The sequence below is a fragment of the Mammaliicoccus sp. I-M35 genome (assembly GCF_022386455.1).
Classification (GTDB): Bacteria; Bacillota; Bacilli; order Staphylococcales; family Staphylococcaceae; genus Mammaliicoccus; species Mammaliicoccus sciuri_A.
This window is the reverse complement of sequence record NZ_JAJNIL010000018.1, coordinates 1-12,253: the sequence shown is the minus strand read 5'-3', so window position 1 is coordinate 12,253 and position 12,253 is coordinate 1. Positions and strand designations below refer to the sequence as shown.

The 12,253-nt window shown below is 34.0% G+C and carries 13 protein-coding genes, 2 tRNA genes and 1 rRNA gene; all 16 read left to right on the top strand.

The window, feature by feature from the left end; all coding sequences use genetic code 11:
- Window positions 1-7: 7 nt before the first annotated feature.
- Window positions 8-1,174 carry a MazG nucleotide pyrophosphohydrolase domain-containing protein gene (locus LQ679_RS14245; protein ID WP_126476460.1) on the top strand — a complete coding sequence of 389 codons (1,167 nt, stop codon included), beginning with the start codon at window positions 8-10 and terminating at the stop codon, window positions 1,172-1,174.
- Window positions 1,171-1,437, top strand: a complete 267-nt coding sequence (locus LQ679_RS14240; protein ID WP_025905563.1) for an RNA-binding S4 domain-containing protein — start codon at window positions 1,171-1,173, stop codon at window positions 1,435-1,437. The genes LQ679_RS14245 and LQ679_RS14240 overlap by 4 nt, the downstream gene beginning before the upstream one ends.
- Before the next feature lie 16 nt (window positions 1,438-1,453).
- Window positions 1,454-1,837: an FtsB family cell division protein gene (locus LQ679_RS14235; RefSeq protein WP_025905562.1), complete on the top strand. Its 384-nt coding sequence runs from the start codon at window positions 1,454-1,456 to the stop codon at window positions 1,835-1,837.
- A gap of 83 nt (window positions 1,838-1,920) precedes the next feature.
- Window positions 1,921-2,304 carry a S1 domain-containing RNA-binding protein gene (locus tag LQ679_RS14230; RefSeq protein ID WP_025905561.1) on the top strand — a complete coding sequence of 128 codons (384 nt, stop codon included), beginning with the start codon at window positions 1,921-1,923 and terminating at the stop codon, window positions 2,302-2,304.
- 88 nt (window positions 2,305-2,392) lie between these two features.
- Window positions 2,393-3,673, top strand: a complete 1,281-nt coding sequence (tilS, locus tag LQ679_RS14225) for a tRNA lysidine(34) synthetase TilS (RefSeq protein ID WP_239749051.1) — start codon at window positions 2,393-2,395, stop codon at window positions 3,671-3,673.
- Window positions 3,657-4,193: a hypoxanthine phosphoribosyltransferase gene (hpt, locus tag LQ679_RS14220; protein ID WP_037590339.1), complete on the top strand. Its 537-nt coding sequence runs from the start codon at window positions 3,657-3,659 to the stop codon at window positions 4,191-4,193. Before tilS ends, hpt begins: the two co-directional genes overlap by 17 nt.
- 92 nt (window positions 4,194-4,285) lie before the next feature.
- Complete coding sequence (gene ftsH, locus LQ679_RS14215; protein ID WP_103360996.1) at window positions 4,286-6,394, top strand: ATP-dependent zinc metalloprotease FtsH; 2,109 nt, start codon at window positions 4,286-4,288, stop codon at window positions 6,392-6,394.
- 65 nt (window positions 6,395-6,459) lie between these two features.
- Window positions 6,460-7,338 carry an Hsp33 family molecular chaperone HslO gene (gene hslO, locus LQ679_RS14210; RefSeq protein ID WP_025905557.1) on the top strand — a complete coding sequence of 293 codons (879 nt, stop codon included), beginning with the start codon at window positions 6,460-6,462 and terminating at the stop codon, window positions 7,336-7,338.
- 96 nt (window positions 7,339-7,434) lie between these two features.
- On the top strand, window positions 7,435-8,364 hold the full coding sequence (gene cysK / locus LQ679_RS14205; protein ID WP_037590342.1) for a cysteine synthase A: 930 nt from the start codon (window positions 7,435-7,437) through the stop codon (window positions 8,362-8,364).
- A 129-nt stretch (window positions 8,365-8,493) separates the two neighbouring features.
- Window positions 8,494-9,285 carry a dihydropteroate synthase gene (folP, locus tag LQ679_RS14200; protein ID WP_025905555.1) on the top strand — a complete coding sequence of 264 codons (792 nt, stop codon included), beginning with the start codon at window positions 8,494-8,496 and terminating at the stop codon, window positions 9,283-9,285.
- Complete coding sequence (folB, locus tag LQ679_RS14195) at window positions 9,278-9,637, top strand: dihydroneopterin aldolase (RefSeq protein WP_025905554.1); 360 nt, start codon at window positions 9,278-9,280, stop codon at window positions 9,635-9,637. The genes folP and folB overlap by 8 nt, the downstream gene beginning before the upstream one ends.
- On the top strand, window positions 9,638-10,126 hold the full coding sequence (gene folK / locus LQ679_RS14190; protein WP_037590343.1) for a 2-amino-4-hydroxy-6-hydroxymethyldihydropteridine diphosphokinase: 489 nt from the start codon (window positions 9,638-9,640) through the stop codon (window positions 10,124-10,126). It abuts the gene before it with no gap.
- Window positions 10,127-10,182: 56 nt separating this feature from the next.
- Window positions 10,183-11,670, top strand: coding sequence for a lysine--tRNA ligase (gene lysS / locus LQ679_RS14185; RefSeq protein ID WP_025905552.1), 1,488 nt, complete (start codon window positions 10,183-10,185; stop codon window positions 11,668-11,670).
- A 283-nt stretch (window positions 11,671-11,953) separates the two neighbouring features.
- Window positions 11,954-12,068 (top strand): 5S ribosomal RNA (gene rrf / locus LQ679_RS14180).
- 13 nt (window positions 12,069-12,081) lie between these two features.
- Window positions 12,082-12,157 (top strand) — tRNA-Val (locus LQ679_RS14175).
- Between the two features lie 5 nt (window positions 12,158-12,162).
- Window positions 12,163-12,238, top strand: a tRNA-Thr gene (locus LQ679_RS14170).
- Window positions 12,239-12,253 lie beyond the last annotated feature (15 nt).

Sequence of the window (12,253 nt, the reverse complement as noted above, 5' to 3'; positions counted from 1 at the left end):
TTAACATATGGCACAACAAATATTAGTTGTTGGCTTAGGTAATTATAGTTTAGAAGAATTGCCAATGGGCGTTTACCGTAAACTTCAATCAGCTGATGTTATATATGCGCGTACGCTAGACCATCCGGTTGTTAAAGAATTAGAAGACTTAAATTGGCAAGGTTTTGATTATATTTATGAAAAGCACGATGATTTTCTTAATGTATATTCTGAAATTGTCGATACATTGATTGAAAAAGCTGAACATGAAAATATCATTTATGCGGTACCTGGTGATCCGATGGTAGCTGAAACAACGACGCAGCTTTTATTAGAGAAAGCACCGGATGTTCACGTGTTAGGTGGAAAAAGCTTTCTAGATGATATGTTCAGAGCTGTTAATATTGATCCGAATGACGGATTTACATTATTAGACGGAACGAGTTTGTCTGAGACTTCATTAAATATAAGAACGAATACGATTATTACACAAGTGTATGATCAATTAGTTGCATCAGATATTAAAGTTACATTGATGGAAAGATATCCAGATGATCATCCTGTGAAACTCGTTTCTAATGCAAGATTAGGTGAAGCTGATGTCATTTCTTGTCCATTGTATGAAATGGACCATCATGCTGAGCTATCAAATTTAACAAGTTTATTCATACCGAAAATAACTGAAGATGAACAACTATATGGTGATTTTCAATATTTAGAACAAACTATCGATACTTTAGTGTCCGAAGAAGGTTGTCCATGGGATAAAGTACAAACACATGAAACATTGAAGCGTTATGTGCTTGAAGAGGCATTTGAATTAATAGAAGCAATTGATGAAGATGATATTGAACATATGATAGAAGAACTTGGAGACATATTGTTACAAGTGATGCTACATGCTGCGATTGGAAAGAAAGAAGCGTACTTTGATGTAAGAGAAGTGATACAAACATTAACTTCTAAGATGATACGTAGACATCCACATGTGTTTGGTGACCAAGAAGCGAATGATATTAAAGACCTTAAGAAAATTTGGAATGATGAAAAACAAAAAGAAGGCAAAGTTAAACGTGAGAAACTAGAAAAAATATTTGCTGATTACTTTTTGAAGTTGTATGATAAAACCAAATTAGAGGGATACGGTGAACAATCATTAAAAGAATTTATAAATAAAGGAGATTTAACAATTTGAGATTAGATAAATATTTAAAAGTATCTAGACTGATTAAACGTCGTACACTTGCTAAAGAGGTGAGTGACCAAGGTAGAGTTAAAGTAAATGGTCAAGTTGCTAAAGCAGGAACGGCTGTAAGTGTTGAAGATGAATTAGAAATTAGATTAGGTAATAGAATAATTGTTGTCAAAGTGACAGGATTATCTGAACATGCTAATAAAGAAAATGCGAAGACAATGTTTGAAGTCATCAAAGAAGAAAAAATTCAAGATTCTATATAAATAAGGAGGTACACCAATGGCGCAAAAAATTAAAAATCTAGATAATGAATATACACAGTCCCAAAACAAACAAAAAAAGACTGTCAATAAAACGCGCCAAGTGATACGCAAGCGACTTACCTTATTTGGTGGAGTATTATTGTTAATAATCGTTATTATGATCATCATGCTATTTCTACAAAAAAATCGTAATGATGAATTAGTGCAAGAGCGTAAAGAAAAAGCTGTAACATATGAAAAGTTACAAGATAAAGAGATAGAACTTAAAGAACAAATTAAACGACTGAACGATAAAGAATATATAGAAAAACTCGCAAGAAGCGAATACTTTTTAAGCAATGATGGTGAAATTATTTTTAAATTACCAGAAGACAAAAAAGACGCGGAAAATGATAAATAATCTGTTTATGGCGTTGTATAATTTTGTATAGAAGCATATAATAAAGTTAAAGTGAATTTATATCAGGAGGATACAGTAATAATATGTCAATTGAAGTAGGCAATAAAGTCAAAGGGAAAGTTACAGGTATTAAGAATTTTGGTGCATTTGTTGAATTACCTGAAGGGAAAAGTGGCCTTGTGCATATCAGTGAAGTTGCTGATAACTACGTCGAGAACGTGAATGACCATTTAACTGTAGGCGATGAAGTAGAAGTTAAAGTATTAACAGTAGCTGATGATGGAAAGATTAGTTTATCTATTAAAAAAGCTAAAGAACGTCCAAAGCGCCAAGCGCCTAAGAAAGAAGCTAAGCCTGAAGACTTTGAGAAGAAATTATCAAACTTTTTAAAAGATAGTGAGGATAAGTTAACATCTATTAAGAGACAAACTGAATCACGTCGTGGCGGTAAAGGTGCAAGACGATAATGGATTATAATAAAAAGAGGCTAATTAGTTGAGCCTCTTTTTATTTTGACAAGATCAAATGACTTTTTGAAAATTGAGGTGTGTAATCATGCTGAAAGTAACTTGGCAACAAGAGGATGATTTAGCTTTAGCTGTTTCGACAGGGATAGATAGCATGTCACTTTTACACATGTTAAATACAACTTATAAAGACACATATCATAAGTTAATCTGTTTACATGTCAACCATGGTTTAAGAGAAGCCTCGCGAGAAGAAGCGGAATTTATCAAACGATTTTGCGAAAAACATCATATTGAAATATATATCAAGACATTGGATTTGAGCGAAACAGTTAGTCACAATAAGAGCATACAAGATATCTCTAGACAAATGAGATATGAATGGTTTGATGAAATGATGAAACAAACCGGTAGCGATGTATTGTTGACTGCACACCATATGGATGACCAAAAAGAAACCATTGCTTATCGACTATTTACTGGGAGAATTGGCCGTGCACCTTTAGGTATTCAACAAGTTCAAAAAAGAAATGATTATATGATTTGTAGACCATTGTTAAATGTATCCAAATCATTTATAAAACAATATCAACAAGAAAATGATTTTAAGTACTACGAAGATGATTCAAATAAAGATAGTAAATATACTCGCAACTATTTACGAAATCAATTGTTGCCTGTTATTGAAGAAAGATCAGAATTTTCAACAGATCATTTACTGGATTTAAATCAATGGATGAATGATGCAAGAAAATTAATTATAACTGCAGCAGATGATTTTATTGCTAATGAAATAAAACAGTCTGATCAAGTTGAAATTAATCGAGATGCATTTAATCAGCTGAACGATTTAGTTAAGGTTCAAGTATTAGATCAATTAATGGCTCAATATGTTAAACGAAGATATAGTGAGAAGTCATATAAAGAATGGATGCACGTATTTAATAATTTTTCAAAACAATCCGTCATTCCTATATCTGATGATTGGCAGTTTATAGTAGCATATGATAAATTATTACTATGTGAAGATATTGAGTTCAATGTAAATTCTAAATTTATAAATCGTAATGAACAATATGTATTTGGGAATTGGTTAATTGAAACGAAAGACATAGCATCGCCTTTATTTGTAAGAACGAGAATGTCTGGAGATCGTGTTCAGTATTATAACCGGGGAAATAAACATCACAAAAAAGTTAACAGAATCATGATTGACAACAAGATTGACATACATAAAAGAAACAATTGTCCAATTATTTTAAATGGTGATGACATAATTGCAATTGGTGATTTTTGGATAGATTCTAACTTTAAAAACGCACTAACTATTACTTATATTGGAGATGACTTTAATGAAAGACTCGATTAAGTCTGTTGTATTATCAGAAGAACAGATTCAAGAAAGATGCAAAACATTAGGAAAGCAAATCACAGAGGATTATAATGGGAAGACACCTATTTGTGTAGGTATTTTAAAAGGTTCAATCATGTTTATGGCTGATTTAATTAAATACATTGATACACATGTAGAATTAGACTTCATGGATGTTTCTAGTTATCACGGTGGTACAGAATCAACTGGAGAAGTTAAAATTTTAAAAGACTTAAGTACTTCTGTTGAAAATAGAGATGTCATTATCATTGAAGATATTTTAGAAACAGGTACAACTTTAAATTCTATCGTTGATTTATTGAAATACAGAAATGTTAATTCTATTGAAATCGTAACATTGTTAGACAAACCGATGAAACGTAAAGTAGATATCGAAGCTAAATATGTCGGAGAAAAAATTCCTGATGAATTTGTAGTAGGATATGGACTTGATTATGCTGAGAAATATCGTAATTTACCATACATTGGTACACTTAAACCAGAAATATATCAATGATGCGTATAAGCAAGTTTAATTACTAGCGTATGAAATTACAAATATGGTAAAATTTTTGTTAGTTTTATTAATTGAGTAGGAGGACAAATTGAATGCAAAAAGCTTTTCGTAATATATTAATGATCGCGCTTTTAGCTATCGTCCTATTTGGTGTATTCCAGTTCATTAATGGCAATGGACAATCACCAAAACAGCTTACATATAATGAGTTTATGACGAAGCTAGAAAAAGGCGATTTAAAAACGTTAACTATTCAACCAGAACAGAATGTTTATATGGTTAGCGGTGAATTAAAAAAAGGTAAAGATGAAACATATACATCTTCTATTTTATTTAATAATCAAGATGACTTGAAAAAAATAACAGCAACTGCTGAGAAACAAGATGATTTGAAATTTAATGTTAAAGAAGAAGAAAAACAAAGTGTGTTTGTTAGTGTATTAACAACGCTTATCCCAGTTTTAATTATTGCATTTTTATTCATCTTCTTCTTAAGCCAAATGCAAGGCGGCGGCGGTGGCGGCGGCCGAGTAATGAACTTTGGTAAGTCAAAAGCCAAGCTATATGATAATCAGAAGAAACGTGTGAGATTCTCTGATGTAGCAGGTGCCGATGAAGAGAAACAAGAGTTAGTGGAAATAGTTGATTTCCTTAAAGATAATCGTAAATTCAAGAAAATGGGTGCGCGTATTCCGAAAGGTGTCTTACTAGTTGGTCCTCCAGGTACAGGTAAAACATTACTTGCTAGAGCTGTAGCAGGTGAAGCGGGTACACCATTCTTCTCAATCAGTGGTTCAGACTTCGTTGAGATGTTCGTTGGTGTCGGTGCAAGTCGTGTGCGTGACTTATTCGAGAACGCTAAGAAAAATGCACCATGTATTATCTTTATAGATGAGATTGATGCTGTTGGTCGTCAACGTGGCGCTGGTGTTGGTGGCGGTCACGATGAACGTGAACAAACATTAAACCAATTATTAGTAGAAATGGATGGATTCGGTGAAAATGAAGGTATCATTATGATAGCTGCAACTAACCGTCCTGATATTTTAGACCCTGCATTATTACGTCCTGGACGTTTCGATAGACAAATCCAAGTTGGACGACCAGATGTAAAAGGACGTGAAGCAGTACTTAAAGTACATGCTCGTAATAAACCGTTAGACGAAACTGTTGACTTAAAAGCAATTTCTCAAAGAACGCCTGGTTTCTCTGGTGCAGACTTAGAGAACTTGTTAAATGAAGCATCATTAGTAGCAGCACGTTCTAACAAAACGAAAATTGATATGAGAGATATCGAAGAAGCGACGGATAGAGTTATTGCAGGTCCAGCTAAGAAAACAAGAATGATTTCTGAAAAAGAAAAAAATATTGTTGCTTATCACGAAGCGGGTCATACAATTATCGGTTGTGTATTAGATGAAGCAGAAATGGTTCATAAAGTTACAATCGTTCCACGTGGTCAAGCTGGTGGATATGCAATGATGCTTCCTAAAGAAGATCGTTACTTTATGACTGAACCAGAATTATTAGATAAGATAGTAGGTTTACTTGGTGGTCGTGTATCTGAAGAAATAAACTTTGGAGAAGCATCAACAGGTGCTCATAATGACTTCCAACGTGCAACAAACATTGCGCGTAAGATGGTTACTGAATATGGTATGAGTAAAAAATTAGGTCCATTACAATTCGGTAGTACGGATAGTGGACAAGTATTTTTAGGTAAAGATATGCAATCTGAGCCAAATTATTCAGACCAAATTGCTTATGAAATTGATTCAGAAGTACAACGTATCATTAAAGAACAATACGAACGTTGTAAACAAATTCTAACTGAACATAAATCACAATTAGAATTAATTGCTAAGACTCTTCTAGTAGAAGAAACATTAGTAGCTGAACAAATTCAATCATTATTCCATGAAGGTAAGTTACCAGAAGTTAAATATGATGATTCTCATCTTAACCAAAATGAAGACTCAGATGAAGATAAATATGAAGGTGACTTAACGCAACAAGAAGGTACATTAGATATTGACGATGATGAAGTTGGTAAATCATATGAAGAAGTAAAAGAAGAAGTGTCACATGAAAAACGTCGTGAAGACACAGATTCAGATAGTGATTCAGACGAACCAGCTCATGAACAAGAGCCAAATATCGATGACCTAGGTGACAATAAACCGACAGATCGTAAAGAATAATTTCACAAAAGTCCCTTTCAACAATTTGATTGAGAGGGGCTTTTTTTAAAGAAGGAGTATAAAACATGACAAAAGATTATTTAGTAAGAGGATTAGCTTTCAATGATGAAGTGAGAGCTTTTGCTGTTCAAACAACAAATACAATACAAGAAGCACAAACACGCCATTACACATGGCCAACTGCATCAGCAGCATTAGGTAGATCAATGACAGCTGGTGTGATGATGGGATCAATGCTAAAAAATGAAGAAAAATTAACGGTAACAATTGATGGCGGAGGACCAATTGGTAAAATTATGGTCGATGCTAATGCGAAAGGTAAAGTAAGAGGATACGTACAAAATCCTCAAACGCATTTCCCATTAAACGATCAAGGTAAATTAGATGTTAGACGTGCTGTTGGAACAGATGGTATGTTAAGTGTCGTTAAAGATATCGGATTGAAAGATTACTTCACAGGTTCTACACCGATTGTTTCAGGAGAACTTGGCGAAGATTTCACTTATTATTTTGTAACAAGTGAACAAGTACCTTCAGCTGTTGGTTTAGGTGTATTAGTAAATCCTGATAATACAATTAAAGCAGCAGGAGGTTTCATCATTCAACTTATGCCTGGTGCATCTGAAAAAACAATTTCAGCAATTGAAGAAAAAATTAATCAAATGGAACCTGTATCTAAATTGATCGATAGAGGATTATCACCAGAAGAAATAATTGAAACAGTATTAGGTAAAGAAAATACTAGAATTATTGACCATATGGATGTTGAGTTCAAATGTAATTGTTCTAGAGAAAAATTCCTGAATGCAATTAAAGGTCTTGGAGAAGCAGAAATTGATGCAATGATTAAAGAAGATCATGGTGCTGAAGCAGAATGTCATTTCTGTAGAACAAAGTATCAATATAGCGAAGAAGAATTAATCGAACTTAAGAATGCACTTTAATTTAGTAAATACTTTCACTTTATATGAAGTTTTGTTATAATCATTATATCCGATAAATAAACTAGGGTATAAAAACTGTTTAGGAGTGAAGCGTAAATGGCTAAGAGAGTAAATAATATTGTAGAATTAATTGGAGATACACCTGTAGTTAAATTAAACAAAGTAGTTGAAGAAGGTTCAGCAGACGTTTATGTAAAATTAGAATATCAAAACCCAGGTAGCTCAGTTAAAGATAGAATTGGTTTAGCGATGATTGAAGCTGCTGAAAAAGAAGGCAAAATCAAACCAGGCGACACAATTATTGAACCAACATCTGGTAACACAGGTATCGGTTTAGCAATGGTTGCAGCAGCTAAAGGTTATAAAGCTGTATTTGTAATGCCAGATACAATGAGTAGCGAACGTCGTGCTTTATTAAAAGCTTATGGCGCTGAATTAGTATTAACACCTGGTGCAGAAGGCATGAAAGGTGCTATCAAAAAAGCTAAAGAATTAAAAGAAGAAAAAGGCTATTTTGAACCACAACAATTCGAAAACCCAGCGAACCCTAAAGTCCATGAATTAACAACTGGTCCTGAACTTGTTGAACAATTTGAGGGTGTTCAAATTGACGCTTTCTTAGCTGGTGTAGGTACTGGTGGTACTTTATCTGGAGCAGGTAAAGTTCTTAAAGAAAAATATCCTAATATTCAAATAGTTGCGATTGAACCAGAAGCTTCTCCTGTTTTAAGTGGTGGTTCACCAGGTCCTCATAAATTACAAGGTTTAGGTGCAGGTTTCGTACCAGATACTTTAAACACAGATGTTTATGACGATGTTATTAAAGTAGGTAATGAAGAAGCAATGGAAATGTCTAGAAAAGTTGCTAAAGAAGAAGGTATCCTTGGTGGTATTTCATCTGGTGCTGCAATTGTAGCTGCATTGAAAAAAGCTAAAGAACTAGGTGAAGGCAAAACTGTAGTAACAGTTCTTCCAAGTAATGGTGAACGTTACCTATCTACACCACTTTACGCTTTTGAAGACTAATTGATAAATAAATGATTATAAATTAAGTATCACGTCTATAATAAATAACTTTTGAAGTTATTTCATTTAGGCGTGATTTTTTAAATTTGTTATAATAAATTTATCTATGAAAAAGGAAGGAAGACTATCTTGGTGAATACGAAAATTATGGGGATATTAAATGTTACGCCAGATTCATTTTCTGACGGTGGTTCATATAATAGTGTAGATAAAGCAAGACAACACGCTGAGAAACTTATCTCAGAAGGTGCGGATATTATTGATATCGGTGGAGTATCTACTCGCCCAGGTTATACAGAAGTAAGTTTAGAAGAGGAATTGGATAGAGTTATTCCAGTTGTTGAAGCGCTCAGTGATTTAGATGTTCAACTTTCAGTAGATACATACAGAAGTAAAGTTGCTGAAGAATCTTTAAAAAGAGGCGTAACGATGATTAACGACCAGTGGGCTGGTTTGTATGATCCGAATATATTGAAAGTCGTGGCAGAATATAATGCAGAAATTGTGTTAATGCATAACGGCGATGGCAAGAGAGATGTTCCGGTAATGGAAGAATTATTGCTTACTTTATTAAAACAAGCAAACCAAGCAGAAATTTGCGGTATACCTGAAAAAAATATTTGGCTAGATCCTGGTATTGGCTTTGCGAAGTCTAGAGAAGAAGAACGTATTGTCATGTCACGATTAGATGAATTGGTCGCTACAGGATACAATGTGTTGCTTGCGACAAGTAGAAAGCGATTGATCAATGACTTATTAGGTGGCGAAACTAATGTTGATGAACGTGATGAAGGTACAGCAGCAACGACAGCTTACGGAATTGAAAAAGGTGTCCATGCTGTGAGAGTCCATAATGTACAAATGAACAAAAGAGTAGCTAAGACGATAGATGCTCTGAAGGAGATTCGATTAAATGGATAGAATAATATTAGAAGGCATGTCTTTTTACGGATACCATGGTGCAATTGAAGCAGAAAATGAACTAGGACAAATATTTGTAGTAGATTTAGAATTATATTTAGATCTTTCTGAAGCGGGCGAAACAGATGACTTAGAAAAGACTGTTCACTACGGTGAAGTATTTGAAGTGGTCAAAGAAATTATGGAAGGTAAACCGGTAAAATTAATCGAACATCTTGCAGAACGTATTGCAAAAGAGCTATTTTCGCACTATAATCGAGTATTGGAAACCAAAGTTAAGATTACTAAAAATAATCCACCGATACCTGGACATTATAAAGGTGTGGGTATTGAGATAGTGAGGAAGAGATAAATGCATACTGCATATTTAGGTTTAGGCAGTAATATGGGAGATAGGCAACATCAACTGCAAGAAGCTGTTAAATTGTTGAATGAAATTGACGGTATTCAAGTTATTCAAGAATCTCCAATATATGAAACGAAACCAGTAGGATACACAGACCAACCTGATTTTTTAAATATGTGTATTGAAATCTCAACTGAATTAGAATCATCTGAATTATTAAAAGTTTGTATGATGATAGAGCAACAACTTCATCGTGTTCGAGTTGAAAGATGGGGACCACGTACAATTGATATAGATATTTTATTATATGATCAATCCGTTATTCAATCACCAGAACTAGAAGTACCTCATCCTAGAATGACTGAAAGAGCATTTGTGATGATACCTTTGAATGATATTGCCTCAAATGTTGTGGAACCTATATCGAAGAAATATATTTGGGAGCTATTGCCAAACGATGAACATGTAGTAAAGTATAATGGTGAAAGTAAATAATCTACGTGTGGTTTAAATAAAATAACAAGTGTAATTTAAATAAGGAGTGGAAAATCATGTCAGAAGAAATGAATGACCAAATGTTGGTTCGTAGAGAAAAATTACAAGAATTAAGAGATTTAGGTATCGATCCTTTCGGTAAGAAATTTGTCCGCAGTGGAGACTCTAAATCATTACACCAAGAATGGGACGAATTCAGTAAAGAAGAATTACATGATAAAGAAGACGAATCAGCTGTTGCTATCGCAGGTCGTTTAATGACTAAAAGAGGTAAAGGTAAAGCTGGATTTGCACATGTTAAAGATATTACTGGTCAAATTCAAATCTATGTTCGTAAAGACCAAGTGGGTGACGAACAATTTGAAATATGGAAACATGCAGATTTAGGTGATATCGTAGGCGTAAAAGGTGTTATGTTTAAAACGAATACTGGAGAATTATCTGTTAAAGCGAAAGAATTTACTGTTTTAACGAAATCTTTACGTCCATTACCAGATAAGTATCATGGTTTACAAGATATTGAACAACGTTACCGTCAGCGTTACCTAGATTTAATTACAAGTGAAGAATCAACTAAAACATTCATTACAAGAAGCCAAATTATTCAAGAAATGAGAACTTACTTAAATAATAAAGGTTTCTTAGAAGTAGAAACACCAATGATGCACCAAATCGCTGGTGGTGCTTCAGCTCGTCCTTTCGTAACACATCACAATGCGTTAGATGCTACTCTATACATGAGAATTGCAATTGAATTACACTTGAAACGATTAATCGTAGGTGGATTAGAGAAAGTATATGAAATTGGAAGAGTATTCCGTAATGAAGGTGTATCTACAAGACATAACCCTGAATTTACAATGATTGAATTGTATGAAGCATATGCTGATTACAACGACATTATGGATTTAACTGAATCTATGGTAGCAGCAATCGCTGAAAAAGTATTAGGTTCTACAACTGTACAATATGGCGAAGAATCTATAGATTTAGCACCTAATTGGAGAAGATGGCATATGGTTGATGCCGTTAAAGAATATACTGGTGTAGATTTCTATGAAGTTAAAACTGATGAAGAAGCACATGCTTTAGCAAAAGAACATAATATAGAAGTAGAAGATCGTATGACATATGGTCATATTCTGAATGAATTCTTCGAACAAAGAGTAGAAGAGAAACTTATTCAACCTACATTTATTTATGGACACCCAATCGAAATATCACCATTAGCTAAGAAAAATCCTGAAGACCCAAGATTTACTGATAGATTCGAATTATTTATTGTTGGTAGAGAGCATGCAAATGCATTTACTGAATTAAATGATCCAATTGATCAACGTGAAAGATTTGAAGCACAAATGAAAGAAAAAGATCAAGGTAACGATGAAGCACATGAAATGGATGATGACTTTATTGAAGCACTTGAATATGGTATGCCTCCAACAGGTGGTTTAGGTATTGGTATTGATAGATTAGTTATGTTATTAACAAACTCTGCATCTATTAGAGATGTATTACTATTCCCGTATATGAGACAAAAATAAATGTAACTAAAAGCCGTGCACAATTCCATATTGTGTGCGGTTTTATACTTTTGAAAGGTTTTAAAACGCCAATATAGAAGTTTTTTAAAGAAATATAAACTTTTTTGTTGTAAAGTGTTGACGAGTGTTTCTAAATTGTGTATTATATAAAGGTCGCTGAAAACAAGCGCATATCAATTCGAGATGTTTGTAAAGAAAGTTAATAAGGTGTAAAATTTACTATTGAAAAGCCTTGATGAGTTCTTTATAATATATAAGGTAAGACAAAAACGAAACAACATTGTCTGGTGGCGATAGCAAAGAGGTCACACCTGTTCCCATGCCGAACACAGAAGTTAAGCTCTTTAGCGCCGATGGTAGTTGGGCTTACGTTCCGCGAGAGTAGGACGCTGCCGGGCGATATTGTTAATTGGAGAATTAGCTCAGCTGGGAGAGCATCTGCCTTACAAGCAGAGGGTCGGCGGTTCGAACCCGTCATTCTCCACCATTTTTGCCGGCCTAGCTCAACTGGTAGAGCAACTGACTTGTAATCAGTAGGTTGGGGGTTCAAGTCCTCTGGCCGGCACCATGTTTTAGAGCCATT

Bases quoted from the DNA above. Each gene is read 5' to 3' on its own strand.
- LQ679_RS14245 (WP_126476460.1), top strand. From the start codon at position 8: ATGGCACAACAAATATTAGTTGTTGGCTTAGGTAATTATAGTTTAGAA.
- LQ679_RS14235 (WP_025905562.1), top strand. From the start codon at position 1,454: ATGGCGCAAAAAATTAAAAATCTAGATAATGAATATACACAGTCCCAA.
- LQ679_RS14230 (WP_025905561.1), top strand. From the start codon at position 1,921: ATGTCAATTGAAGTAGGCAATAAAGTCAAAGGGAAAGTTACAGGTATT.
- tilS (WP_239749051.1), top strand. From the start codon at position 2,393: ATGCTGAAAGTAACTTGGCAACAAGAGGATGATTTAGCTTTAGCTGTT.
- hpt (WP_037590339.1), top strand. From the start codon at position 3,657: ATGAAAGACTCGATTAAGTCTGTTGTATTATCAGAAGAACAGATTCAA.
- ftsH (WP_103360996.1), top strand. From the start codon at position 4,286: ATGCAAAAAGCTTTTCGTAATATATTAATGATCGCGCTTTTAGCTATC.
- hslO (WP_025905557.1), top strand. From the start codon at position 6,460: ATGACAAAAGATTATTTAGTAAGAGGATTAGCTTTCAATGATGAAGTG.
- cysK (WP_037590342.1), top strand. From the start codon at position 7,435: ATGGCTAAGAGAGTAAATAATATTGTAGAATTAATTGGAGATACACCT.
- folB (WP_025905554.1), top strand. From the start codon at position 9,278: ATGGATAGAATAATATTAGAAGGCATGTCTTTTTACGGATACCATGGT.
- folK (WP_037590343.1), top strand. From the start codon at position 9,638: ATGCATACTGCATATTTAGGTTTAGGCAGTAATATGGGAGATAGGCAA.
- lysS (WP_025905552.1), top strand. From the start codon at position 10,183: ATGTCAGAAGAAATGAATGACCAAATGTTGGTTCGTAGAGAAAAATTA.